The sequence below is a fragment of the Streptomyces hilarionis genome (assembly GCF_024539675.1).
In the GTDB taxonomy this organism is placed as follows: domain Bacteria; phylum Actinomycetota; class Actinomycetes; order Streptomycetales; family Streptomycetaceae; genus Streptomyces; species Streptomyces hilarionis.
On sequence record NZ_JAHHIT010000076.1, the window covers coordinates 24,064 to 48,966 of the forward strand.

Sequence of the window (24,903 nt, forward strand, 5' to 3'; positions counted from 1 at the left end):
GCGCCGTGCTCCGTCCCCTATGACAAAAAAGAGGGATCGAAGATGACCATTGTGGGTGTGCGGCGCTCCCGCCGACTCGGCCGCGGCGGCATACGCCGCCTTGTCCCCCTCGCTGCCGTGGCCACGGCAGGAGCCCTGCTGCTGAGCGCCTGCGGTTCGGACGGCAGCTCCGGCGGCACCTCCAAGTCGCTGACGTTCTGGATCTCCACCGTTCCGGGCCAGGACGCGGGCTGGAAGAAGCTGGTCGCGCAGTACAAGAAGGAAGCCGGCGTCGACGTCAAGCTGGTCAACATCCCCTACGACGGGTACACGACGAAGCTGAAGAACGCCGCGCAGGCGAACTCCCTGCCCGACGTGGCGGCCGTGCCGGCGCTGGACCCGATCTGGTCGGCGAAGCTGATCGACCTCAGCTCGATCGCCAACAACAAGGCCAACAAGATCAACAGCAACTTCCTCGCCAAGGACTCCTCCGGCAAGGTGCTGTCCATCCCCTCCGACGTCACCGCGTCCGGTCTCTTCATCAACAAGTCGCTCTTCGAGAAGGCCAAGGTGCCCTTCCCGACGTCGCCCTCGAAGACCTGGACCTGGACCGACTTCATCGCCGCGGCCAACAAGGTCCGCGAGAAGACCGGCGCCAAGTACTCCCTCGCGTTCGACCAGTCGCCGTCCCGGCTGCGCGCCATGGTGTACGAGATGGGCGGCAAGTACGTCCACGCGGACTCCTCCGGCAAGTTCTCGGTGGACGAGGCGACCAAGAAGGCCGTCAACTACTTCGTCGGACTGAACGACGACAAGACCATGCCGAAGTCGGTCTGGACCAGCGGAGCCGACCCGTCGGCCATGTTCCAGAGCGGTGAAGTGGTCGCCTTCTGGTCCGGTGTCTGGCAGGTCGCCGCCTTCGCGGACGGCATCAAGAAGTTCGACTGGGCGAGCGTCCCGACCCCCGCCCAGCCGGTGCAGGCCTCCGACGTCAACGCCGGCGGCATGATGGTGGGCTTCAACAACAACGGCGACGCCGCCAAGGCCGCGACCAAGTTCATGTCCTGGCTGTACGAGCCGGACAACTACCGCGTGCTGTGCGAGACGTCCGGCTTCCTGCCGGTCGAGAGCGGGCTGAACCCGAAGTACCCCTTCACCTCCGAGGCGGCGCAGGCGGCGTTCAAGCTGTACAACGAGGAGATCCCGCTCTACGCCCCGATCTCGGGCTACTTCAACGGCGCGCAGACGCAGTGGGTGCTGAAGGGCAAGAGCATCACCGAGGACCCGACCAAGACGGAGCTCGGCAAGGCGATCAACGGCCAGCAGTCGGCCGACAAGGCCCTGGAGAACATCGTGGCCGGCTACAACCAGCAGGTCGGCAGCGGGTCGTAGCGCACGGGGCCGGGCGGCGGGCTCGAGACGCCGCCGCCCGGCCCCGGCCGACGTGATGCCGGGCTCATGGCGTGAGCCCCCACAGATCCCTCCCACCAGCACGGAGTCAGGAAGATGACCAAACGCGCCCCGGACGTGTCCGTGAGCCCGCCCAGGAGACGACACAGCACCTACGTCTTCGCGCCGCTCGTCCTCATCGCGGCCAATGTCGTGCTCTTCTCGCTGTTCTTCGTCTGGCCGGCGGCGATCGGGCTCGTCTACTCCTTCACGAACTACACGGGCGTGGGAGCGTTCCAGTTCACGGGACTGGAGAACTACCGCCACCTGATCGAGGACTCCGCCTTCTACGGCGCGCTCACCCGGACGCTGCTGTACGCGGTGCTCTTCGTCCCGCTGAACTTCGGTCTGTCCCTGCTCGCCGCCAACCTGGTGGTGAACAAGCACGCCAAGGGCGCCTCGGTGGCCCGCGTCGTCTTCTTCATCCCGTGGCTGCTGTCGCCCATCGTCGTGGGCGTCCTGTGGCGGTGGCTCTTCGGCGAGAACTTCGGCCTGGTCAACTACATCATCGAGAAGCTCGGCGGCAGCGCCGTCCCGTGGCAGTCGAACGCGGACCTGTCGCTGATCGTGGTGGTCATGGCGGCCTCCTGGGCCTGGACCGGCTTCTCCATGCTGCTGTTCATCGCCGCGATCAAGAACGTGCCGGTGTCGTACTACGAGGCGGCCGCGCTCGACGGCGCCGGCCCCTGGCGCCAGTTCGTCAGCATCACCCTGCCGAGCATCGCGCCCACCTCGTTCATCGTGATCCTGCTCAACACGATCAACGCGATGAAGGAATACCCGGTGTTCGTCGCCCTCAACAACGGCGGACCCGGCACCTCCAACAACCTGCTCGTCCAGTACATCTACGAGACCGGCTTCAAACGGGGCCAGATCGGCTACGCGAGCGCCGCCTCGTTCGTGCTCATGCTCATCCTGATGGCCGTCGCGCTGGTCCAGCTCTTCGTCAACCGGCGGGTGGAGAACCGATGACAACCACACACACGCCCCGCCCGGTCGACGCCGATCACGGACCGTCCGTCTCCAAGAACAAGAAGCGGGCCCACACGCCGGGCAGCGGCGGGCTCCGGCGGGCGGTGCCCGCGACGACGCTGCTGTGGATCCTGGCCTGCCTGTACGGGCTGCCGGTGCTGTGGTTCATCCTCAGCTCCCTCAAGCCGGCCAGCGAACTGTTCTCCTATCCGCTCACGCTCGTCCCGCACGACCCCACGCTGTCGGGCTTCAAGGCGGCCTGGGACAGCGCCAACTTCTCCCAGTACTTCATCAACACCGCCCTCGTGTGCGTGATCACGACGATCCTCACGGTGGGAGTCAGCTGCTGCACCGGGTACGCCCTGGCCAAGTACGACAACCGGTGGCTCAAGGCGTTCTTCCTCTGCATCCTGGCCACCACGATGCTGCCGGGCGAGGTCATGCTCGCCCCGGAGTTCCTCGTCGTGCGCAACCTCGGCCTCTACAACTCGTTCGCCGGCATCATCCTGCCGGCCGTGCTCACCGCGACCGGATGCTTCATGTTCCGCCAGTTCTTCCTGACGGTCCCCGACGAACTCGTGGAGGCCGCCCGCATCGACGGCGCCCGCGAACTGTCGATCTTCCTGCGGATCATGGTGCCGCTCTCCCGGCCCATCATGCTGACCCTGGCCATCCTGTCCTTCCAGTGGCGCTGGAACGACTACATCTGGCCGCTGCTGATGCTCAACGACCCCGACAAGTTCACCGTGCAGATCGGCATCCAGAGCATCGTCGGCGCGCAGAACATCAACTGGTCGGTGCTGCTCGGCGCCTCGGTCATCTCCATGATCCCGCTGATCGCCATCTTCCTGGTCTTCCAGCGCTACGTCATGGGCGCCGACATCAACGCCGGACTGAAGGACTGACGTTGCCCGCTCCGATCGACCACGCGTTCGTCCGTGCGGCGGCACGCGCCGCCGACGGGTCGGCCGATCCGTCGGCGGAATTCATCGAGCCGCACCGCGCCCTGGCCCGGCGGGTGAAGACCCTGGTCGCGGCGTACCGTTCGCCGGAGTCGGCCCTGCACGGCAGCGAGCGGGCCGTCGCCGCCGCGCTGACCCACCTCCGTGCCCTGCGGTGCGCGCAGACGGCGTCCGGTCTCTTCGCGGGCGGCGACAACGTGCAGTCGCCGCCGGACTCCGCGTTCACCGTCAACGATGTGTGCGACGCGCACGTCCTCGCCGCGGGCGCGGGGCCCGGACTGGCCGACGTCACGGCGGCGCTCGCCGAGATCGCCGGCGCCGCCACCGAAAGCCTCCTGGCCGGTGGCGTGCACACTCCCAACCACCGCTGGGAGCTGTCCGCGGCGCTGGCGCGGCTGCACCGGTCGTTCCCCGACGACCGGCTGCTCGTCCGCGCCGAGGAGTGGCTCGCCGAGGGCGTCGACATCGACGCCGACGGCCTGTACTCGGAACGCAGCGCCGTCTACGCGTCCATCGTGACCAACCCGGCACTGCTGTTGCTGGCCGAGGTGCTCGGCCGCACCGACCTGGCGGACGCCGTCGAACGCAACCTCACCGCGACCCTGGACCTGATCAGGCCGGACGGCACGGTGGAGACCGTCCACTCGCGCCGCCAGGACCAGAGGCTGTCGTTCGCGCTGTGGCCCTACCTGCCGCACTATCGGCTGCTCGCGATCCGCACCGGCCGGGACGACTTCGCCCGCGCCGCCCGCCTGGCGGCCGCCGACGGCATCCACGACCCCGACCTGCTCGCCCAGACCCTCCTCACCCCGGATCTGTGCCGCGCCCTGCCGGCCCCGGACGCGGAGCAGTTCCCGCGCGACCGGTACCTCCCCACGGCACGCCTCGCCGCACGCGCCTCGGCCACCGCGCACACGGTGGTGTACGGCGGCTCCGACGTGCCCGCGCACCGGCGCATCCGCTCGGGCCTCGCCTGCAACCCCACCTTCCTGCGCCTGTTCGCCGGCGCCGCCGTCCTCGACGCGGTCCGCCTCTCAAGGGGGTTCTTCGACCTGGGCCCGTTCCGCGCCGCCGACATGCAACGGCTCGCCGACGGCCGCTACCTGCTCACCGAAACCCTCTCGGCCGCCTACTACCAGCCGCTCCCGCCCGACCACCGCAGGGACGACGGCGCCTACCGGATGACGGACGAGGGACGCTTCTCGGCCGCGATGGCCTTCCCGGACCGGCCCCGGGACGAGGTCTCCCACACGACCCGCGTGCAGGTGGACCTGCGGGAGGACGGGGCCGACCTGCGGATCGACATCAGCGGCCCGCCGGTGCCCTGGGCCCTCGAACTGACCTTCCGGCCGGGCGGCGTGCCGCACGGCGCCGTACCGCTCGGTGACGGAACCAGGTGCCTGACGACCGAGCCGTTGACCTACCGCGTCGGCGACGACGAGATCCGGGTCGAGGCCGCCGTCGAGACGGGTGAACCGCTCGCCGGACCGGACCGGAGCGACGTACTGCGCTACGACCCGGGACAGGACCACACCGTGGCGGGCGGCACCGACGCGACGACCGGCAACCGCGTCTACCTCGGTGGACACGGCCCGCACACAGTGACCGTCGCACTGCGCGCGACCACCTCAGGCATGAAGGACTGATCCCCGTGCACCTCACGCACCAGCGCGGCCCGCTGCACGACCTGCCCGACACCCCCGAGGCCTACGACGCCGTCCTCGCCGACGTCACCGAACAGGCCCTGCGGCGGATGACGCCCGAGGGGAACCTCGAACACCCCGACTGCGTCGACGACATCGGCGACACCTCCCTCGGCATCACCTCCCTACTGGCCCTGGCCTGGCGGCGCACCGCGGACCCGCGCCTGCCGGACGCGGTGCGCCGCAGCCTCGCCTTCCACCTGCGCGAGCGCGTCCACCGGGACGACAACCCGGGCTACCCCAACCTGACCGCGCGCGGCACGGGCCTGCCCCACGCCCGGTACGTCCTCGAGCCGGGCGCCCACCCCGTCGGCGACTGGCCGAGCACCGTTTGGGCGCTGTTGCAGGCGGTGAACGTCCTCGACGCCGCGGACGGCCTCCTCGACGACGGGCAGCGGGCCGAACTGCTGGAGGTCGCCCGCGGCTACTGGAGCTGGCTGACCGAGGCGACCTTCTTCAACCCGCAGGAAGCGGCCAACCAGGCCATCGGCTGCGTGGTGGGCGGACTCATGCTGGCCCGTCACCTCCCGCCGGGGGCGGCGCAACCGGTCCGCGCGCGGGCCCTGGCGCTCTACACCGACGAGATCCGCGCGCACCGGGTGCGCGACCGGGGAGCCCTGCTGCCGCCCGAGCACGGCGGCGCCTACGACAACAACTACGGCCCGATCTCCCTGTCCTTCCTCGCCCAGGCCCACCGCGTCAGCGGCGAGGAGATGTTCGCCGAGGACGGCGAAGCCCTCGCCCGCTACATCGACGCCCGTCTCACCGTCGGCGGCTTCGACAACGGCGGCCCCCGCTACAGCGAGCAGCACTCGGCCTTCGAGTCGGTGCTGGGCCTGCGCTACTTCGGCGAACGGATCGGCGCGGACCTGGGCCGCTACCGGGGCGACAGCCGCTGGGCCCGGCACGCGGTCGGGGCGGACGGCGCGGTCGACGGGCACTTCGCGTGGATGCTCGTCTGGCAGATCCAGGACACCGCGCGCTGGCGACGCACCCCGTCCCCGCGCCCCGCACGCCACCAACTGCGCGCCGGTTCCGTCTCGGTGGCCTTCGACGACCGGATGACCCCGGCCGTGATCGAGGCGGGCGGGACGTACTGCCTGGCCGCCGCCGTCGGCCGGCAGCACGGCTTCGGCCCGGTCGCCGACGGCTTCCTGCTGTGCCGCCCGATGGGCGCGGTCCGCGTCCGCGACGTCCGCGCCGACGGCCTGACCGCCAAGCTCGTCACCAAGCCGGTCGTCGGCCGCGACCACGTCCTGCGCCGGGTGCGCTCCCTGTACGTCACCGACGGCGCCGCCCTGTGGACGACGGTCGCCGTGGAACGGCTCGACGGCGCCCCGTACCTGCTGGCCGGGCTGCCCTACGCGCAGGACGACGGCGACCGGGTCCGCCGCACGGCGCGGGCCGCCGTCTCCTCGCCGGGCGCCCTGCGCCTGACGCACCCCGCGGCGACGGGACCGGAGCATTTCGACGCCCGCGCCGAACTCACCCAGGAACAGGCCGCCTTCGCCCTCGCCGCCGACCCGCGCGGCTACGGCGACCCGGACGAGGGCTGGCGCCACCTGGTCAGCTCGACGGCCCTGGAGGCCGGCCCCCTCGCGGACGCGCCGGACGACCTGCACGTCTTCGCGGTGCGCTACGGATCCGAGGAGCCGTTCACCGCGTCGGCGCGGCACGGCGAGGGAGGCCTGACCGTGCGCACGGACGCCTTCACCGCCGTCCTCGGACCGGACGACCCCCACGGGGAGCCCGAGCTGACACTGAGCGCCGTCAGCCGCTGAGCGTCATCCGCGGGGTGCCCCGGACCGCGTAGGCGGGCAGCCGTGCGTCCCGCAGGACGGCGGGGGACAGGGACAGACCGAACCGCCGCTCCACGACGCCCGGACTGCGACGGCAACCGGTTCGCCAGGGCTCGTCCGGCGAGGGCACGAGGGCGCCGCCGTCGGGGGACAGGACGCCCGCCGCGACCAGCTCCGGCACGAAGAGGTCCGGGTTCGCGCCCCAACGCCACACCTCCTCCGTCAGACCGTAGCCGCACGTCAGCACGCCGTCACGCGCGTAGTCGACGTCGGCGGGCGGGTGCTCCTGGGGCGGCACGTACCGCACGACCTCGACGCCGTCCCGGGAGATCTCCGCGAGCAGGTCCCCGCCGGTCGAGTCCCCGTACTCCAAGGCGAACGCCCAGTCCCCGGAGCTGCCGACGCGGATCACGCCGTCCCCGTCGGCGCCCGGCCGCCACTGCGTGATCCCGAGCCGCCACACCTCGGCCTCGGTGACCGGTCCGGTGGCCGCGCCCGGGTCCGCCCCCATGCGGCAGGCCAGCTCCTCGGGGGAGATGCCGCGCGCGAACACGACGCTGGACATCCAGCCGTCGAGATCCACCAGCCACCCGATGCCCTCGTGCGGCCCCCGCCCCGGACCCGCGCCCGGTCCGTCGCCCGCCGGGTCGCCCGGCGGCCCGCTCGACGCCTCGTGCGGCGGTCGTTGCAGTGCCTCGCTCATGGTGTCGAAGGTAGCGCGGGCCACTGACAACGAGGCCCCGTCCCTCACAGAGGCAGCGACACCACCAGATCCGCCCGTTCCCGCGTCGCCGCCACCAGTGCGGCATTGCGCTGATCGCTCCTCAGCACCCAGGCCACCGCCTCCTCGTGGCCCTTGCCGAACTCCTCGTGCCGGGCCACCAGCCGCCGCACCCGCTCGCTCTCGTCGCCCTCGCAGAACCACACCTCGTCCAGCGCGGCCCGCACCCGCCGCCACGCGCCCGTGTCCAGCAGCAGGTAGTTGCCCTCGGTGACCACCAGCCGGACCCCCGGCGGCACGGGCACCGCCCCCGCGAGCGGCTGCTCCAGCTCTCGCTCGAAGCCGGGCGCGTACACGACGTCCTCGCCGTCCGCCTCCTCCCGCAGCCGCCGCAGCAGCGCCGCGTATCCGGCCGCGTCGAAGGTGTCGGGCGCGCCCTTGCGGTCCCGCCGGCCGAGCCGGTCCAGCTCGGCGTCGGCCAGATGGAACCCGTCCATCGGGACCTGCACCGCCCAGGGCTCGCCCGTGCCGTTCAGCTCCCGCACCAGACGCCGTGCCAGGGTCGTCTTGCCCGCGCCGGGACTCCCGGCGACGCCGAGCAGCGCGCGCCCGCCCCCCTGGGCGAGGGAACGGGCCCGGCACAGCAGATCGTCGAAAGTGAGCACACAGCAGAGTGTCGCAGTCTCCTGGGAGGAGACCCGCAGAGAGAGGAGGACGACCCTTGCCCGACGACGAGACGCAGATCCGCACCCTGATCGACCGCTGGGCCGACGCCGTCCGCCGCGGGGACCTCGACGCCGTCCTCGCCGGCCACGCCGACGACCTGGTCCTGTACTACGTGCCGCCCCCGCACGCCGGTCTGCGCGGCCTGGCCGCCTACCGCGCCCTGTGGCCGCCCTTCTTCGCGTGGCAGGCCCAGGGGGCGCGCTTCGACATCGACACCCTCGACGTCACCGCCGGACACGACGTCGCCTTCGCCCACGCGCTGCTGCGCTGCGGCACACCCCGGGAACTGGCCGAGAACCCCACGCTGCGGCTGCGTCTCACCTTCGGCCTGCGCAAGGAGGACGGCCGCTGGCTGATCGCGCACGAACACCACTCCTTTCCGCACGAGTGAGCACACCACGGTGTGTCGCGCGCCACACTGTTGAGCCGGCCGATCGCGGGGAACCGGCCCTGTATGACGACGACGCTCGGCCTCCCCGAAGCCATCCAGGCCTGTCTCTTCGACCTCGACGGGGTCGTCACCCGCACGGCCGTCGTCCACGCGGCCGCCTGGAAGGAGATGTTCGACGCCTTCCTGCGCGCACGCGACGGGGACGGGTTCCGGCCCTTCGACGCGGGCGACGACTACGACGAGTACGTCGACGGCCGCCCGCGCGCGGACGGCGTCCGCGCCTTCCTCGCCTCCCGGGACATCGAGCTGCCGGAAGGGGCCCCCGACGACCCGCCCGACGCGCAGACCGTCCACGGCCTGGGCAACCGCAAGAACGAACTGCTCCTGGCGAAGATCCGCACCCAGGGCGTGCAGGCCTACGACGGCACCCTGCGCTATCTCGAGGCGGCCCGCGCGCGGGGCCTGCGCACGGCGATCGTGTCCTCCAGCGCCAACGCGCGGGACGTGCTGCGGTCGATCGGCGCCGAGGACCTCTTCGACGTGCGCGTCGACGGCGTCGTCGCGGCGGAGCGGGACCTGCCCGGCAAGCCGCACCCCGACACCTTCCTCGCGGCCGCCCGCGACCTGGGCGTCGAACCGGCGGGCGCGGCCGTCTTCGAGGACGCGCTGGCCGGGATGGACGCGGGCCGCTCCGGGAACTTCGGTTACGTCGTCGGCGTTGACCGGGTCGGACAGAGCGACGCGTTGTACGCGCACGGCGCGGACGTCGTGGTGAAGGATCTCGAGGACCTCCTCGGGCGGGGAGGGCGCGCGTGACCACCCAACGGCCCTACGCCGTCGAGCCGTGGTGTGTGCGGGAGAGGGAGCTCGACCTCGACGTCCTCGCACAGAGCGAGTCGGTCTTCGCGCTGTCCAACGGACACGTGGGCTGGCGGGGCAACCTCGACGAGGGCGAACCGCACGGGCTGCCCGGCGCCTACCTGAACGGCGTCCACGAACTGCACCCGCTGCCCTACGCCGAGGCCGGCTACGGCTATCCCGAGTCGGGGCAGACGGTCATCAACGTCACCAACGGCAAGATCCTGCGGCTCCTGGTCGACGACGAGCCGTTCGACCTGCGCTACGGGCGGCTCGTCGCCCACGAGCGCGTCCTCGACCTGCGCCGGGGCGTCCTGGAGCGGACCTGCGAATGGACCTCTCCCGCCGGGTCCACCGTGCGGGTGCGCTCCACCCGGCTGGTCTCGCTCTCCCAGCGGGCCGTCGCCGCCGTCGCCTACGAGGTGGAGGCCGTCGACAGCCGCTCCCGGGTGGTGATCCAGTCCGAACTGGTCACCAACGAGAGCCTGCCCGCCCCGAACGGCGACCCGCGCGCGGCACGCGCCCTGAAATCCCCCCTGGAGCCCGAGGAGGACGTGGCGGTCGGCCGCCGTCTGCGGCTCGTGCACCGCACCAAGCGCAGCGGGCTGCGCGTCGCCGTGGCCGCCGACCACACCGTCACCGGCCCCGAACGGACCACCCTCAGCAGCGAGAGCAACGTCGACGTCGCCCGTCTCACCGTCACCTCCGTGCTGGAGCCCGGCGAGCGGCTGCGGGTGGAGAAGCTGGTCGCGCACGGCTGGTCCGGCGTCCGCTCGCGGCCCGCGATGAGCGACCAGGTGGAGGCGGCCCTCGCGGCGGCCGGCCACAGCGGCTGGGACGGCCTGCTCGACGAACAGCGCGCCTACCTCGACGACTTCTGGTCCCGCGCGGACGTCGAGGTCGACGGGGACGAGGAGATCCAGCAGGCCGTCCGTTTCGCCCTCTTCCACGTCCTCCAGGCCGGCGCGCGCGCCGAACAGCGGGCCATCCCCGCCAAGGGGCTCACCGGCTCCGGCTACGACGGCCACGCCTTCTGGGACACCGAGACGTTCGTCCTGCCCCTGCTCACCTACACCGCCCCCGACTCCGTCGCGGAGGCCCTGCGCTGGCGCCAGAACACCCTGCCCGCCGCCCGGGAACGGGCTGTTCAACTCGGCCTGCGCGGCGCCGCGTTCCCCTGGCGCACCATCGAGGGGTCGGAGGGCTCGGCGTACTGGCCGGCCGGGACCGCCGCCTTCCACGTGAACGCCGACATAGCGCACGCCGTGGTCGGCTATGTCGCGGCGACGGGCGACACCGACTTCGAGCGCTCGACGGGCGTCGAACTGCTCGTGGAGACAGCCCGGTTGTGGCGCTCGCTCGGCCACCACGACGCGCACGGCGCGTTCCACATCGACGGCGTCACCGGGCCCGACGAGTACAGCGCGGTCGCCGACGACAACACGTACACCAACCTCATGGCCCGGGCGAACCTCCTCGCCGCCGCCGACGCCGTGGAACGCCATCCGCAGGAGGCGGGCCGACTAGGCGTCGACGACGAGGAGAGCGCGGCCTGGCGCGACGCCGCCCAGGCGGTGTACCTGCCGTACAACGACGAGCTCGGCGTCCATGAACAGCACGCCGGCTTCACCCGCTACCAGCAGTGGGACTTCGCCGGCACGCGGGACGACCAGTACCCGCTGCTCCTGCACTTCCCCTACTTCGACCTGTACCGCAAGCAGGTCGTCAAGCAGGCTGACCTGGTGCTGGCGATGTACACCTGCGCGAGTCACTTCGACGACGAGCAGGTCGCCCGCAACTTCGCCTACTACGAGCCGCTGACGGTGCGCGACTCCTCCCTCTCGGCGTGCTGCCAGGCCGTCATCGCCGCCCAGGCCGGCCATCTCGACCTGGCCTTCGACTACACGACCGAGGCGGCGCTGATGGACCTGGCCGACCTCGAGCACAACACCCGCGACGGGCTGCACATCGCCTCGCTGGCGGGCACCTGGACGGCCCTGGTCGCCGGGTTCGGCGGGCTGCGCCGCGACGCCGAGGGCCTGCGCTTCGCGCCCCGGCTGCCGCAGCGGCTGAGCCGGCTGGCCTTCAGCATCCAGTTCCTCGGCCGGCGGCTGCGCGTGGAGATGGGACCGGACAAGGCCGCGTACACCCTGCTGTCCGGCCCGCCGCTGACGCTCCATCACCACGGCGAGCCGGTGGAGGTGAACGGCGACGGCCCCGTGGTGCGGGCCGTGCCGCCCCTGCCGGTGCGCCCGGCGCCCCGACAGCCGCTGCACCGGGGGCCGCACACCCGGCTGTAGCCCATGGGCGGTCGTCGCAGGAGGCAGCCGATGGCCGAGGCGCACGGCGGAAGCGGCGTGCGCCCGCCCGGTCGCGGCCCCGCGACCGGGCTCAGTCGCGCACGCCCCACTCCTTGCGCCACCGGACGATCTGCTGTGCGGGATCACCGGTGTACGACCAGGGCGTGCTCGTCGCCCGCCGACCGAGGATCCCGAGGAGCGGCGCCGCCACGTCCGCGACGCCCGCCGCGCAGGCCGCGTGCGCCAGGTGGTTGACGTCGCGCAGCTCGCCCGGGGCGACGGTGTCGTCCTGGCGGCCCATGATCCAGCGGTCCCAGGTGCGGCGGACGTCGCCGACCGCGCCGTCGTTGTTCCAGTGCTGGCTGAGCCCCACCGACGGGACGCGTCCCGGCGCGCCCTCCAGGGAGTGGCGGAACTCCTCCACCCGCGCGTACTGCACCAGCACCGGGAGCGCGCAGCCCGGCGGGGCCACGCCGGCCGCGTCCCGGGCGAAGTCGTACATCAGGCCGTGCGAGCCGTGCCAGCGGGCGGAGTAGTAGTGCAGCACCTGGAGGTGGCCCTCCGTGCTGTAGGGGTCGCGCCGGTGCAACTCGTCCCACCAGCGCGCCAGTTCCCGGCGGCGCACGCCGCAGGGGTACAGGCGCGCCACCGAGATCAGCGAGATCCACGGCGTCGGGTCGTCGGGGCCGGCCTCGGCCGCGGCCAGACAGGCCAGCACCGCGCCGTCGATGCGGTGCTGCTCGATCGGCACGCCCCGGCCCGCGGCGATCGCCAGGTGGAACGCCCGGGCCGTCTCCGTGGCCGCCCGCAGCACCAGTGCGTCGGCGCTGTGCGGCTCGGCGGCCAGCCAGCTCTCCACCGTCGAACTGCCCGCGCAGGCCTGCGCCAGCAGCCGCACCCGGTGGCCGCGGGCCGTGAGGTCGCGGCCGGTCGAGCGCAGCAGGTCCCGCAGTCCCTGCCAGCGGCCGATGACGATGTCGTGCCGGACGGAGGAGAGGGCCGAGTCCCCGCAGTCGGGGTCGAAGTCGGGGGCGAAACGGTCCCGCGCCATCACGGCCCCTCTCAGAAGTCGGTGGGCAGGCCGTCGTGGAAGCGGTCGGCGGGCCGGCCGTCGGGCACGTAGTCGGTCCGCACGGTCCGCGAGGCGTCCAGCCGGGCGGGCCGGTAGTAGTCGCTGCCGCGCCGCCAGTACCAGAGCATCGGCGCCAGTCCCACGGCCAGGCCGCCGACGCCGATCGCGACGGCCGCCGGGGCGAGTTCGCCCAGCGACTCGGCGAAGACCCAGAACATGAACACCGAGCCGAGCAGCGGCCACAGTCCGCCCAGGACGAAGTCGGCCGCGGACGTCAGCAGCGTCCTGCGGTAGGCGACGACGGCCGCCAGGCCCGCCAGCCCGTAGTAGACCGCGATCTGCAGGCCGATCGCCGAGATCGCGTCGGCGAGGATGTCGCCCACCGAGCCGAGCAGGTTGGAGGCGACGAACAGCGCGAGCGCCACCCCGCCCACCACCGCGATCGCCACCCAGGGCGTGTTCCAGGTGCGGTGCACCCGGCCCAGCGCGGAGGGCATCGTACGGTCGCGGCCCATCGCGAACAGCGAGCGGGTGACCTGGATGAGCGTCGTCTCCAACGTGGCCACCGTCGACAGCATCACGGCCACGATCAGCAGCTTGCCGCCCCAGCCCGGCCACACCTCCTGCCCCAGAGCCGCCAGCACGTTCGCCCCGTTGTCCTCGATCTGCTGCGAGCTGAGGACGACGTTGACCGCGATGGTGAAGACCTCGAAGAGCAGGAAGACGACGCCGACGCCGATGAGTCCGGCCAGACCCGTCGTGCGGCGGCTGTCACGGGTCTCCTCGCTGAGATTGCTGGTCACGTCCCAGCCCCAGTAGTAGAACGCGGCGACCAGCGCGCCCGACGCGAAGCCGGACACACCGTGGAAGTGGCCGAAGCCCAGCCAGGACCAGTCGAACGCCAGAGAGTTGTCCGTGTGGAGGAGGGCGAGCACCGCGAACAGCGCCAGGATCGCCAGTTCCACGCCCGACATGATCAGCTGGGCGCGCACGGTGAGCCGGGCCCCGCCCAGCACCACCGCGAGCATGACCAGGAACCAGGCCGCGCCGACGACGGTGGACAGCGCGGTGTCGTCGGCGAGGCCGTCGTCGAAGAGGGCCAGCGTCATCGACCCGGCCGGCAGCGATCCCGCCACCATGAAGAGGGTCGCCGAGACGACCAGCGCCCAGCCGCTGATGAAGCCCAGGAACGGATGGAGCGTGCGGCCCACCCAGGAGTAACTGGCTCCCGCGTTCACGTCGATCCGGCCGAGTCTGCTGAACGCCAGGGCGATGCCCAGCATGGGTATCGCGCAGTACAGCAGCGCCGCCGGGCCCGCGAGGCCCACGGCGCCCGCCAGGACCGCCGTCGTGGCCGCGATGGAGTACGCCGGGGCGCTGCCCGCGACCGCCATCACCACCGTGTCGAAGGTGCCCAGCACGTTCGCCTGGAGCCCTCTTCCGATGCTGTTGCTCATCGTTGCGCTGCTTTCCTGGTGCACGCCGCACCGGCCGGGCGGGCCCGACGGCGTATGGGGGGTGGGGGTGGAGCCGCCCCCGGCCCGGGAGGGATGGCCTCGGGGCACGTCGGCGGTGAAAAGCGCGAAGGACACCGTCAGAGCACTGTGTCGGTGGACGGTCACACCGAGTGTGCGAGTGACTATAGCCCCAAAGATTGAGCTTTCAAGATTGAACGGGTGGGTAACGTGCGCCCCTGCTCAGGCAGGTGAGATACGTCGCGATTGGACCGGACCGCACGGGAAACGCGGACGGGGAAGACAGCGGCCCGACCTGGCGAGGAGGCACCATGGGCACGGAGTCCGAGGCGATGGGCGACGACGTCTACCAGCCCACCGGATCCAACGAGGAGCAGGAGGACGGCGCACCGCTCGACCTCCAGGACGCCCTCGACGAACGCACCTACGACGACACCCTGGACGAGGGCTACTCCCCGCCGGAGAAGCCGCTCGGCGTCACCAAGTACGGCACCACCGCGGCCGAGCAGCACGAGGGCGAGAGCCTGGACCAGCGGCTCGCCCAGGAGGTCCCGGACACGAGCGCACCGGCCGGCGACGGCGTCGGCGACCTCCCCGGCGGCGAGGGCGAGCCCCTCGACCCCGAGGCGGGCGACCGGCGTGCGGGCCGGCTCGTCGCGCCCGACGAAGGCGCCCACCCCGACGCCGTCAAGGAGGAGGTCGCCCGGGACGTGGGCGTGGACGGCGGGGCCGCGGGCGCGGAGGAGGCCGCCGTCCACATCGTGGAGGAGTGAGGGGTCAGTCCCCGATCCGGTCCAGCTGCCGCAGCCGGTTGGTCGCGTCGAGGGCGGCGACCTTGTACGACTCCGCCAGGGTGGGGTAGTTGAACACCGCGTCCACCAGGTAGTCGACGGTGCCGCCGCAGCCCATCACGGACTGCCCGATGTGGATCAGCTCGGTCGCCCCGCTGCCGAAGCAGTGCACGCCCAGCAGGGTGCGGTCCTCGGGGGAGACCAGCAGTTTGAGCATGCCGTGCGCGTCGCCGATGATCTGCCCGCGGGCCAGTTCGCGGTAGCGGGCCACGCCCACCTCGAACGGCACGCGCTCCTCGGTGAGCTGGTCCTCGGTGCGCCCCACGAAGCTGATCTCCGGGATCGTGTAGATGCCGATCGGCTGGAGGTGGTGCATCTGCCCGACGGGTTCCCCGCACGCGTGGTAGGCGGCGGCGCGCCCCTGTTCCATCGCCGTCGCCGCCAGCGCGGGGAAGCCGATGACGTCACCGACGGCGTAGATGTGGCCGACCGGTGTGCGGTAGTGCTCGTCGACCTCGATGCGCCCGCGCCGGTCGGCCGTCAACCCGGCCTTGTCGAGGTCGAGTTCGTCGGTCAGACCCTGGCGGCCCGCCGAGTACATCACCGCGTCCGCCGGGATCTTCTTGCCGCTCTCCAGCACGGTCAGCGTGCCGCGCGGATGCCGCTCCACGGCGGCCACGGTCTCCCCGAAGCGGAACGCCACCGCCAGGTCGCGCAGGTGGTACTTGAGCGACTCGACGACCTCGACGTCGCACATGTCGAGCATCCCGGCCCGCTTCTCCACCACCGTGACCTTGCTGCCGAGCGCGGCGAACATGCTCGCGTACTCCATCCCGATCACGCCCGCGCCCACGATCACCATCGACTGCGGCACCCGCTCGACGGTCAGGACGTTGTCGGAGTCCAGGATGGTCCGCCCGTCGAACTCCACGCTGTCCGGCCGGGCCGGCCGGGTCCCGGTGGCGATGACGATGTGCTCGGCGCTGATCAGCCGCTCCTGCCCGGTGGCCTCGCGCAGGGCGACCGTGTGGTCGTCGACGAACCGGCCGGTCCCGGCGAACAGGGCGACGTGGTTGCGGGTCAACTGGCTGCGGATGACGTCGATCTCGCGCCCGACCACGTGCTGGGTGCGGGCGGTCAGGTCGGCGACGGTGATGTTCTCCTTGAGGCGGTAGCTCTGTCCGTACAGGTCGCGCTGCGTGAGGCCGGTGAGATAGAGCACCGCCTCGCGCATCGTCTTGGAGGGAATGGTTCCGGTGTGGAGGGAGACCCCGCCGACCATGTCGGGGCGGTCGACGACGGCCACCCGGCGGCCCAGTTTGGCCGCGGCTATGGCGGCCTTCTGGCCGCCGGGACCTGATCCGAGGACGAGCATGTCGAAGTCGGGCACCCTCCGCAGTCTGGCAGGGCGGGGGCCGCCGGGGAAAGGGCGCGGGCGGCTACGGCAGCAGCTTCTCGATGGCGCCGGGTCCCTCCTCGGCGAGCTTGCGCCGCGCCCAGGCGAGCGTGCGCGGCGTCAGGTCGCGTCCCGTGGCCAGGACCATGTCCTCCGCGGAGACCTCGGTGCCGGTGCGGGTGTGGAGCAGCTCGTCCGGGGTGGCGCGGTCGTCCGGGGAGGGTCGGGCGGCGCCGGGCTGTGACGTCGGCATGATGTCGGCTCCTCGCATCCGAAGGAATGTACTAACACCATTCATCCTGAAGCCGCACCCTGCAATCGCGATCACCGCAGGCCGAGATGCCGCGATGATCGAGCGAGGGTGTAATGAGCTGTGTCGTGGCGTCCCCACCACTGTGCGGCCGCGTGCCGCATGGCAGGAAGGCCCAGCTCATGGAACCCACCGCTGCCGGGAAACCCCAACGGGGGACACTGCGCAGGCTCGGCGCCTGGTGCGCCCGCCACTTCCTCCTCGTCATCCTCGCCTGGCTGGTCGCCCTGGTCGCCCTCCAGGTCACCGACCGCGCCGTCGGCGGCTCCTTCGAGGACAACTTCGCCCTCTCCGACACCCAGTCCCAAGAGGGCCTGGACGTGCTCAAGGAACACGACCCGCAGGCCGGCGGATACAGCGCGCAGATCGTCATGCACGACGGCCAGAAGGCCCTGAGCGCGCTGAGCTCGCAGATGTCCACCACGGTGGGCGACCTGCAGAAGCTGCCCCACGTGCTGTCGGTGCAGAACCCTCTCTCGCAGACCCCGACCAAGGTCGGGCCGGTGTCGAGCGACGGCAAGACCGGCTACATCACCATCCGCTTCGACCAGCAGCCCAACACGCTCGGCGACTCCTACCTGCACGGCGTCGACCAGGCCGTCCAGCCGTTGCGCGCGGCCGGTGTCGACGTCGAGTACGGCGGCTCGCTCGGCGAACTCGCCCGGCCCAAGGCCAACGACTTCATCAGCGAGGGGATCGGCTTCGCGGTCGCGATCGTCGTGCTGCTCGTCGGCTTCGGCAGTGTCATCGCCGCCGGCCTGCCCCTGGTCACCGCACTGATCGGCGTGGTCACCGGTCTCGCCGTCCTCGGGCTGCTGGCCGCCGCGTTCACCTTCGCGACCGTCTCGCCGACCCTCGCCACCATGATCGGCCTCGGCGTCGGCATCGACTACGCGCTCTTCCTGATCACCCGGCACCGGCAGAACCTGATCAACGGCGCCGATCCCGCCGAGGCCGCCGGACACGCCACCGCCACCAGCGGCCGCGCCGTCCTCGTCTCCGGCACCACCGTGATCATCGCGCTGCTCGGCCTGTACGCGTCCGGGGTGTCCTTCATCGGCAAACTCGGCATCGCCGCCGCCGTCACCGTCGTCTCCGCCGTCGCGGCGGCGCTCACCCTCGTGCCCGCCATGCTCGGGCTCGCCGGGCGCGGCATCGACCGCTGGCACGTCCGCAGGCCCGTCGCCGAGACCGACGCCGAACCGGGCGCCACCCCGCACGGCACCTGGCACCGGTACGCCAAGCGGGTCGAGCGCAAGCCCTGGCAGTACCTCGCCGGCGGCGTCGCCGTCATCGCGATCCTCGCCATCCCGGTCTTCTCCATCCAGCTCGGCCACATCGGCGACGGAGCCGACCCGACCTCCTTCACCGACCGGCGGGCCTACGACCTGATGACCGAGGCCTTCGGGCCCGGCTCCAACGGCCCCCTCACCGTCGTCATCGACCAGACGTCCGTCCCCACCGACAAACGCTCCGACCTCCAGTCCCAGGCGCAGAAGACGCTGAACGCCGTGCCCGACGCGGCCACCGTCACCCCGCTCACGCCCACCCAGGACGGCGACGTGCTGATCGGCACCGTCTACTCGACCCAGGCCCCGCAGGACGCCACCACCACCGGCCTGGTGAACCGGCTCAAGGACACCACCCTCCCCGACGCGGTCGCCGGCTACGACGACGCCAAGGGCTACGTCACCGGCACCACGGCGGCCCAGGTCGACTTCCGCGACATCGTCGCCAGCCGGCTCCCGCTCATCATCTGCGTGGTCGTCGGCCTCGCGTTCCTGATCATCCTCGCCGTCTTCCGCGGCCTCCTGGTCGCCGTCAAGGCCGCCGTCCTCAACGTCCTGTCCATCACCGCCTCCTACGGCGTCGTCGTCGCCGTCTTCCAGTGGGGCTGGGGCGGGCCCGCGCTGGGCGTCAACGGCGACGTGCCCATCGAGAGCTATGTGCCGATGATGATGTTCGCGATCATCTTCGGCCTCAGCATGGACTACGAGATCTTCCTGCTCTCCCGCGTCCACGAGGCGTGGCTGCGCACCGGCGACGCCGAGGACTCCGTCGCCCACGCCCTGGAGATCACCGCCCGGGTCATCACCTGTGCGGCCCTGATCATGGTGAGCGTCTTCGCCGCCTTCATCATCAGCGACAACATCGTCGTCAAGATGCTCGGACTCGGCCTCGCCGTCAGCGTGCTGATCGACGCGACCGTCGTCCGGCTCCTCATGGTGCCGGCCGTGATGACGCTGCTGGGCTCGCACGCCTGGTGGACGCCGCGGTGGCTGGACCGGATCCTGCCGCACATCGACGCCGAGGGGGACGCGGAGAGCCTCAGCGGTCCCCGGAACGGTCCGCCGGCGGCTCCGGGGCCAGGACCAGCATCGTGACGTCGTCGCGGATCGCGGGGGAGTGGAGCCGCACGTCCGCCCAGACCCGGTCGGCGGTCGTCGCCGGGTCGGCGCCCTCGGCGAGCGCGGGCAGCCGCTCCAACAGGGGGTAGAACACGCCGTCGGCGTCCCGGGCCTCCGAGACGCCGTCCGAGGCGAGGAACAGCCGGTCGCCCGGGCGCAGCGGCAGCCGGGCGGCCGTCAGGGAAGCGCCCGACAGACCCAGCCCGAGCGGCGTCCACGGCACGGCGTCCACCTCCGTGACCGTGCCGTCGCGCAGCAGCAGCGGCGGCGGATGTCCGCAGACGACGACGCGCACCGCGTCCGCGCCGGGCGTGAACTCCACCAGGACGGCCGTCGCGAACAGTTCCGCGGCCGGGTCGCGGGCGGAGTCGACCACCAGCCTGCGGTCCAGACGGCCCGCCACCGACTCCAGGTCCGCCTGGTCCAGCACCGCCTCCCGGAACGCCCCGAGCAGCGAGGACACGGTCGCCACCGCCGCGAGCCCGTGCCCCTGCACGTCGCCCAGCACGGCCCGCACCCCGTGGGCGCTCTCGCGCACGTCGAAGAAGTCGCCGCCGACCAGCGTCCCGCGCTGCGCGGCCCGGTACAGTCCCGCGCACCGCAGCGGGCCGACGCGCTCGGGCACCGGCGGCGCCACGGCGCGCTGCGCCGCCACCGCGATCGTGCGCTCGACGTCCAGCTGCTGGTCGCGCCGGTGGCGCACGAACGCCACGAACACGCTCAGCAGCGCCACGAAGGACACCGTCAGTACATCGGTCTGGCCCGGCCGGTCGAGCTGGAACGCGGGCACGTTCAGCATCACGACGACGGCCACGCCCAGCGCCGCGGTGACCGCCGGACCGTACGACAGCACGGCCAGCGGCGGGATCGCGCCCAGCAGGAAGCCGACGTCCAGGGGGTCGGGGCTGACCAGCGTGGCCACGCAGACGCCCGCCGCCAGCACGAGGGGCAGCGCCCGCACCCAGCGCGGCGGCGGCGCGCCCCGCAGCCAGCTCCGCCGGTCGCCCTCCAGTCGTCCCACACCCCCACGCTCCACCCCGGCGCGGGCGGCCGCACGCCGAGACCTCGGCCGCAGGGCCGGCGGACGTCAGGCGCCGAGCCGGCGTGCTCCCTCGTCCAACACCGTCTCGACGTCGGCCAGGATCTCCGTGACGCGCAGTCCGAAGGCGGCGTCGCAGGGGTGGGGGCGGCCGTCGCGGGCCGCTGCGAGCAGCTCGTCCGCGGCACGGGCGAGGGCGTCGGCGGCGTCCGCCCCGCTCTGCGGGAGCCGCGCCACCCCGGCGGCGCCGCGCAGCTCGACGCCCGCCCCTGCCGCCGCGGGCGGAGCCGTCAGGCTCAGCGTCAGCGTGCTGGAGGCGCCGGTCGCGTGGTCCAGGACCACCTGGACGGTGTCGCCGGGGCCGTGGGCCGCGGCCGCCACCCGGCGGACGTCGCCGAGCACCGGCAGCAGCACCGACAACGCGTGCGGGCCCACGTCCCACAGCGCGCCCTTCTCCCCGCGCCAGGGCGTGGCGAACGGGCTGTCGCTCTCCTCGTGGAAGACGTCCCCGAGCCAGTGGGCGTGCGCCGTGAACCAGCCCGCGGTCTCCGCCTGCTCGGCGATCCAGGCACGGGGCTCGGACAGGAACCGGGTGGTGAAGAAGACGACCGAGGCCACCCGCGCCTCCCGCACGGCCCGGGCCACCGCCTGCGCTCCCGTCACCGTCGCGGCGACGGGCTTGTCCAGCAGCAGATGACGACCGGCTCCGGCGGCCCGCGTCGCGAGGCGCGCCTGGACGTCCGGCGGCAGGGCGACGGCCACCGCGTCCACGTCCGCGATCAGGACGTCGACGTCGTCGTAGGCCCGCGTGCCGTGGCGGTCGGCCAGTTCCTTGGCGGCCTGTGGGCGGCGGCCCCAGACGCCGACGAAGTCGAGGCCCTCGTGGGAGGCGAGCACGGGGGCGTGGACCATGCCGGCCCAGGGGCCCGTGCCGAGCAGACCGATGCGCATGCCGCTGACTCTCCTGCCGTTGCCGGACCGACGCCCCCGGGCGAGCCTCGCACACCGCGAGCGGCGCGTACATCCCCGAACGGCTCTCAGGCCGCCCGGACCCCGTGCGTCCTCGCCGCGCCGTCCGCCGCGCCCTTCGCCGCGCTCCCCTTCGGCTCCGTGGCGCCGCCGCGTATCAGACGCAGATGCCGTCGTCGGCCGGCGTGACGGGGCCTGGCCGCGACCGGGGCGAGCAGACGCTCCTCCACCCGGTCCATGAAGGCCAGCAGAACGGACAGCAGCGGCAGCAGCAAAACGGCGACCCAGAGCACGGCGTTCTCTTTTCGTCAGGCTCTTTCGTCAGGCGACAGCTTGCCGAGTGCTCCGAATCGGGCCGCTGATGCCTCCCGGACGCACGACGCGTGCCCGCCGGACGCCGGCCGAGGTCGAAGGCGGGGTCCGAGGAGCGTGCCGAGCCCCGCCCGCCGGGCGGTTCCGGCGGGAGTGCGCAGCGGCGGCGCGGCCGGGACCGGGGCCGAAGACCGGTGAGGCGCGAACCGGGCGCCGGAGACCGGTGACATCGCCGGTCCCCGCGCGGCCGCGCCGGTCCGACAGTGGGTCCGCCGGTTCCGAGGGCGCAGTCCGCCGGGGCGGCGGTCGTGCCCGCGCGTGCGGCGCCGGCCGTCCCCGGGGGCCCGCGCACCGGGCCGGCACACCCCACACGCCAGGCAACCGAGACCCGTCCCGTCGACCTGACAGACCCCTGACAGATCTCCGGCGGTCCCGCACACACCTGGCATCCCGAGAGAGGACGACTCCTCGTGCAGCAGTCAGCATCCACCGGCGCCCCCCACCACCGGCCCGGCCGGCTCGCCCGCCTCACGGCCGCGATCGCCGCCGTCGTCGGGCTCGTCGCCCTCGACGGCCCCGGGGCCCACGCCGCGGACAACCCCTACGAGCGGGGCCCCGCGCCCACCGACGCCAGTGTCGAGGCGGCCCGCGGCCCCTACGCCGTCTCCCAGACCATCGTCTCGCCGCTCGTCGTCACCGGCTTCGGCGGCGGCACGATCTACTACCCGACCAGCACGGCCGACGGCACCTTCGGCGCGGTCGCCGTCGCCCCCGGATACACCGGCACCCAGTCCTCCATCGCCTGGCTCGGCCCGCGGCTCGCCTCCCAGGGCTTCGTCGTCTTCACCATCGACACCCTCACCACGCTGGACCAGCCCGACTCCCGCGGACGCCAGCTGCTCGCCGCCCTGGACCACCTCACCCAGGTCAGCTCGGTGCGCAACCGGGTCGACAGCGGCCGGCTCGGCGTCATGGGCCACTCGATGGGCGGCGGCGGCACCCTGGAGGCCGCCAAGAGCCGGCCCTCGCTCCAGGCCGCGATCCCGCTCACGCCGTGGAACCTCGACAAGACCTGGCCCGAGGTCAGGACGCCCACCCTGGTCGTCGGCGCCGACGGCGACACGATCGCCCCCGTCGCCACGCACGCCGAGCCGTTCTACTCCAGCCTGCCCTCCTCCCTGGACCGGGCGTACCTGGAGCTGAACAACGCCACCCACTTCACCCCCAACTCGTCGAACACGACGATCGCCAAGTACAGCGTGTCGTGGCTGAAGCGCTTCATCGACGACGACACCCGCTACGAGCGGTTCCTGTGCCCGCTGCCGCGGCCGAGCCTGACCATCGAGGAGTACCGGGGCAACTGCCCGCACACGTCCTGAGCCGGCGGGCCGCCGCTGTGCCGGTGCACGCGGCACGGCGGCGGCCGTTGGGCGCCCGCACAAGGACGCCCCCGCCCGTCGCGGGCGAAACACCTGGTCGCCGGGGCGGGCGGCCCGTGCCGCCACCGTCGTCGTCGCCGTCGTGCGTCTTCCGCCGTACGGTCGGCGTCCGTAGCGTCGTCGCAATGACCGGACAGACGATCACGGGCGGCGGCGCGCGGGTGGTGACCGGTGAGCCCGGCTGCGGCCGTACCACGTTCCTGGACGCCGCCGCCCGCTCGTTCCCGGCCGGATCCGTGGTCCGCGTCGCGGCCGGCCCGGGGGCGTCGGCCGTGCCGCTGAGCGGCCTGCGCGCACTCCTGCGGCTCCTCGGCGCACCGCCCGGCGACCGGCCGGGCGGAAACCCCGCGGCCAGGGAGGCTCGGGTCGAGGGCGCTTCGGGCGCGGTCCTCCTCGCTGCGCTGCGCGCCGCGTCCGCCGAGGCGCCCCTGCTGGTGTGCGCCGACGACGCGCACCTGTGGGACGCGTCCACCCGTGCCGCGGTGGGACACGCCGCTGGGTTTCTGCGGGGCGACGGTCCGGTTCGCCTGCTGCTGAGCGTGGCCGGACACCGCCGCGTCGACGCGGAGTTCGCCGGGCTCCCGGTGATCCGCCTCGACCCGCTCCCGCCGACGGAGGCGGCCGCCCTGGTGGAGGAGGCTGCGGGCGGGGCCGTCGACCGGGCGGTCCGCGACGACCTCGTGGACGCCGCGGACGGCCATCCGGCGTTGCTGCTGGCCATGGTCCGGCGGCTGTCGACCGCCCAGCTGCGCGGCCGTCGCACGCCACCGCCGCCGCCGGACGACGCCGAACTGCTGGGCGGCCTGGCCGGCGGCCTGCTGACTCCCTGCTCGCCCGCGCAGGAGGACCTGCTGCTCATCGTCGCGGCGGCACTGTGCGACGGGGACGCGGACGACCCGCGCGCGGCACGCGTCGACCTGAGCGTCGCGCTGCGGGCGGCGGCACGCCTGCACGCCACGCGTCCGCACGCGCGGCGCGCAGCGGCCCCCACCTCGCCGCCCGAGGCACCGGCCGGGCCCGAAACCTCCGCCCCGCACGACGTACCGGCCCTGGCCGAAGCGCCGGCCCTGCCCGAGGCGCTGTCCCTGGCGGGCGGGGAGGTCGGCTTCCACAGCGCGCTGCTGCGCCGCGCCGTGTACGCCGCCGCGCGGCCGGAGCGCAGGCGCGCCGCGCACCGTGCGCTGGCCGGGGCGCTGTCCGACGCGGGATCCGCCGGGCTGCCGGCGCTGCTGCACCGGGCGCGTGGCACGCCGGCGCCCCGGCCCGCGACGGCCGCCGAACTGGCCCGGGCCGCCGACGACGCGGTGCACGGCGCGTCGCACCGTCTGCGATGCGCGGCGTTCGCCCGCGCCGCGGAACTGGCCGAGGACCCCGTGCGGCGCGCCGAGTGGTCCACGGCGGCCGCGGAAGCGGCCCTGCTCGGCGGGCGCACGCGCCGGGCCCTGCGGCTGCTCGACCCCGCCCGTCTCGATCGGGCACGTCTCGATCCTGTTCCGACCGACTCGGGCCTGTGCGGCTCGGGTCCGGACGACGCGGCGGCGGAACGGGTACGCGGCCGCGCAGAGCTCGTGCGCGGCATGACGCTATTGTGCGACGGTCCCGTCGACGAGGCCCGGGCGTCCCTGCTCCTGGCCGCCCGCCTGCTGGCCGCGGCGGCCCCCGCGCAGGCCCAGAGCGCACTGCTGGCCGCCTCGGACGCGGCCTGGGCCGCGGGCGACGCGGCCGGCTGCCTGCGGGCGCTCGGCGAGGGCGAGGAGGCCGGCGTCCGCGAGGGCCCGCTCGCTCCGCGCAGCCCCGCGTCCCCTCCCGTCGGCCCGCCCCCGGCCCGGGCC

The 24,903-nt window shown here is 73.1% G+C and carries 20 protein-coding genes and 1 pseudogene; 12 read left to right on the forward strand and 9 right to left on the reverse strand.

The genetic code is table 11. The features are described from left to right. Positions 1-42 precede the first annotated feature (42 nt). From KMS84_RS19785 to KMS84_RS19805, 5 genes are all read left to right on the forward strand, one after another. On the forward strand, positions 43-1,371 hold the full coding sequence (locus KMS84_RS19785) for an ABC transporter substrate-binding protein (RefSeq protein ID WP_256917664.1): 1,329 nt from the start codon (positions 43-45) through the stop codon (positions 1,369-1,371). A 114-nt stretch (positions 1,372-1,485) separates the two neighbouring features. Beyond that, a complete protein-coding gene (locus KMS84_RS19790; protein ID WP_256917665.1) occupies positions 1,486-2,400 on the forward strand; it encodes a carbohydrate ABC transporter permease in 915 nt (304 codons plus the stop codon). After that, positions 2,397-3,305, forward strand: coding sequence for a carbohydrate ABC transporter permease (locus tag KMS84_RS19795; protein ID WP_256917666.1), 909 nt, complete (start codon positions 2,397-2,399; stop codon positions 3,303-3,305). Before KMS84_RS19790 ends, KMS84_RS19795 begins: the two co-directional genes overlap by 4 nt. A gap of 2 nt (positions 3,306-3,307) precedes the next feature. After that, positions 3,308-5,008, forward strand: coding sequence for a hypothetical protein (locus KMS84_RS19800; protein WP_256917667.1), 1,701 nt, complete (start codon positions 3,308-3,310; stop codon positions 5,006-5,008). Between the two features lie 5 nt (positions 5,009-5,013). Continuing rightward, the gene (locus KMS84_RS19805; RefSeq protein ID WP_256917668.1) at positions 5,014-6,846 is read left to right on the forward strand and encodes a hypothetical protein; all 1,833 of its coding nucleotides are present in this window, start codon (positions 5,014-5,016) and stop codon (positions 6,844-6,846) included. On the opposite strand, the gene KMS84_RS19810 is transcribed toward KMS84_RS19805, so the two are convergent. Continuing rightward, the gene (locus KMS84_RS19810) at positions 6,836-7,567 is read right to left on the reverse strand and encodes a DUF6461 domain-containing protein (RefSeq protein WP_256917669.1); all 732 of its coding nucleotides are present in this window, start codon (positions 7,565-7,567) and stop codon (positions 6,836-6,838) included. The genes KMS84_RS19805 and KMS84_RS19810 overlap by 11 nt on opposite strands. Positions 7,568-7,611: 44 nt before the next feature. After that, positions 7,612-8,250 (reverse strand): nucleoside/nucleotide kinase family protein, encoded by a 639-nt coding sequence (locus tag KMS84_RS19815; protein WP_256917671.1) that lies wholly within the window; start codon positions 8,248-8,250, stop codon positions 7,612-7,614. 56 nt (positions 8,251-8,306) lie between these two features. On the opposite strand from KMS84_RS19815, the gene KMS84_RS19820 reads away from it, so the two are divergent. The 3 genes from KMS84_RS19820 to KMS84_RS19830 all read left to right on the forward strand — a co-directional run bounded on the left by KMS84_RS19820 (position 8,307) and on the right by KMS84_RS19830 (position 11,860). Continuing rightward, a complete protein-coding gene (locus tag KMS84_RS19820) occupies positions 8,307-8,702 on the forward strand; it encodes a YybH family protein (RefSeq protein WP_256917674.1) in 396 nt (131 codons plus the stop codon). A 63-nt stretch (positions 8,703-8,765) separates the two neighbouring features. After that, entirely contained in the window at positions 8,766-9,518 is a 753-nt protein-coding gene (locus KMS84_RS19825) for a beta-phosphoglucomutase family hydrolase (RefSeq protein ID WP_256917676.1), read from the forward strand. Further along, complete coding sequence (locus tag KMS84_RS19830) at positions 9,515-11,860, forward strand: glycoside hydrolase family 65 protein (protein ID WP_256917678.1); 2,346 nt, start codon at positions 9,515-9,517, stop codon at positions 11,858-11,860. The genes KMS84_RS19825 and KMS84_RS19830 overlap by 4 nt, the downstream gene beginning before the upstream one ends. Before the next feature lie 91 nt (positions 11,861-11,951). Here KMS84_RS19830 and KMS84_RS19835 read toward each other — a convergent pair whose 3' ends face one another. Together KMS84_RS19835 and KMS84_RS19840 are read right to left on the reverse strand one after the other, a co-directional pair. Further along, positions 11,952-12,911, reverse strand: a complete 960-nt coding sequence (locus tag KMS84_RS19835) for a hypothetical protein (protein ID WP_256917680.1) — start codon at positions 12,909-12,911, stop codon at positions 11,952-11,954. Between the two features lie 11 nt (positions 12,912-12,922). Continuing rightward, complete coding sequence (locus tag KMS84_RS19840) at positions 12,923-14,389, reverse strand: APC family permease (protein WP_256917682.1); 1,467 nt, start codon at positions 14,387-14,389, stop codon at positions 12,923-12,925. Between the two features lie 329 nt (positions 14,390-14,718). Between KMS84_RS19840 and KMS84_RS19845 the strand changes: the two genes are divergently transcribed. Next, complete coding sequence (locus KMS84_RS19845) at positions 14,719-15,180, forward strand: DUF5709 domain-containing protein (protein WP_256917684.1); 462 nt, start codon at positions 14,719-14,721, stop codon at positions 15,178-15,180. 4 nt (positions 15,181-15,184) lie between these two features. On the opposite strand, the gene sthA is transcribed toward KMS84_RS19845, so the two are convergent. Together sthA and KMS84_RS19855 are read right to left on the reverse strand one after the other, a co-directional pair. After that, positions 15,185-16,588 (reverse strand): Si-specific NAD(P)(+) transhydrogenase, encoded by a 1,404-nt coding sequence (sthA, locus tag KMS84_RS19850; RefSeq protein WP_256917687.1) that lies wholly within the window; start codon positions 16,586-16,588, stop codon positions 15,185-15,187. A 49-nt stretch (positions 16,589-16,637) separates the two neighbouring features. Then, entirely contained in the window at positions 16,638-16,847 is a 210-nt protein-coding gene (locus KMS84_RS19855; RefSeq protein ID WP_256917688.1) for a hypothetical protein, read from the reverse strand. Between the two features lie 179 nt (positions 16,848-17,026). Here KMS84_RS19855 and KMS84_RS19860 point away from each other — a divergent pair, with 179 nt between their 5' ends. Further along, the gene (locus KMS84_RS19860) at positions 17,027-19,288 is read left to right on the forward strand and encodes an MMPL family transporter (protein ID WP_256917689.1); all 2,262 of its coding nucleotides are present in this window, start codon (positions 17,027-17,029) and stop codon (positions 19,286-19,288) included. Here KMS84_RS19860 and KMS84_RS19865 read toward each other — a convergent pair. The 3 genes from KMS84_RS19865 to KMS84_RS19875 form a co-directional block, all read right to left on the reverse strand. Beyond that, positions 19,233-20,333, reverse strand: a complete 1,101-nt coding sequence (locus KMS84_RS19865) for a PP2C family protein-serine/threonine phosphatase (RefSeq protein ID WP_256917690.1) — start codon at positions 20,331-20,333, stop codon at positions 19,233-19,235. The genes KMS84_RS19860 and KMS84_RS19865 overlap by 56 nt on opposite strands. A gap of 66 nt (positions 20,334-20,399) precedes the next feature. Then, a complete protein-coding gene (locus KMS84_RS19870; RefSeq protein WP_256917691.1) occupies positions 20,400-21,302 on the reverse strand; it encodes a Gfo/Idh/MocA family protein in 903 nt (300 codons plus the stop codon). An 86-nt stretch (positions 21,303-21,388) separates the two neighbouring features. Continuing rightward, on the reverse strand, positions 21,389-21,613 hold the full coding sequence (locus KMS84_RS19875; protein ID WP_256917692.1) for a hypothetical protein: 225 nt from the start codon (positions 21,611-21,613) through the stop codon (positions 21,389-21,391). 489 nt (positions 21,614-22,102) lie between these two features. On the opposite strand from KMS84_RS19875, the gene bdeA reads away from it, so the two are divergent. Further along, the gene (bdeA, locus tag KMS84_RS19880) at positions 22,103-23,011 is read left to right on the forward strand and encodes a bis(hydroxyethyl) terephthalate hydrolase (RefSeq protein WP_256917693.1); all 909 of its coding nucleotides are present in this window, start codon (positions 22,103-22,105) and stop codon (positions 23,009-23,011) included. Positions 23,012-23,196: 185 nt separating this feature from the next. Then, positions 23,197-24,903: pseudogene (locus KMS84_RS19885) on the forward strand (hypothetical protein); the annotation flags it as partial.

Bases quoted from the DNA above. Each gene is read 5' to 3' on its own strand.
- KMS84_RS19785 (WP_256917664.1), top strand. From the start codon at position 43: ATGACCATTGTGGGTGTGCGGCGCTCCCGCCGACTCGGCCGCGGCGGC.
- KMS84_RS19790 (WP_256917665.1), top strand. From the start codon at position 1,486: ATGACCAAACGCGCCCCGGACGTGTCCGTGAGCCCGCCCAGGAGACGA.
- KMS84_RS19795 (WP_256917666.1), top strand. From the start codon at position 2,397: ATGACAACCACACACACGCCCCGCCCGGTCGACGCCGATCACGGACCG.
- KMS84_RS19810 (WP_256917669.1), bottom strand. From the start codon at position 7,567: ATGAGCGAGGCACTGCAACGACCGCCGCACGAGGCGTCGAGCGGGCCG.
- KMS84_RS19825 (WP_256917676.1), top strand. From the start codon at position 8,766: ATGACGACGACGCTCGGCCTCCCCGAAGCCATCCAGGCCTGTCTCTTC.
- KMS84_RS19835 (WP_256917680.1), bottom strand. From the start codon at position 12,911: ATGGCGCGGGACCGTTTCGCCCCCGACTTCGACCCCGACTGCGGGGAC.
- KMS84_RS19840 (WP_256917682.1), bottom strand. From the start codon at position 14,389: ATGAGCAACAGCATCGGAAGAGGGCTCCAGGCGAACGTGCTGGGCACC.
- KMS84_RS19845 (WP_256917684.1), top strand. From the start codon at position 14,719: ATGGGCACGGAGTCCGAGGCGATGGGCGACGACGTCTACCAGCCCACC.
- KMS84_RS19855 (WP_256917688.1), bottom strand. From the start codon at position 16,847: ATGCCGACGTCACAGCCCGGCGCCGCCCGACCCTCCCCGGACGACCGC.
- KMS84_RS19860 (WP_256917689.1), top strand. From the start codon at position 17,027: ATGGAACCCACCGCTGCCGGGAAACCCCAACGGGGGACACTGCGCAGG.
- KMS84_RS19870 (WP_256917691.1), bottom strand. From the start codon at position 21,302: ATGCGCATCGGTCTGCTCGGCACGGGCCCCTGGGCCGGCATGGTCCAC.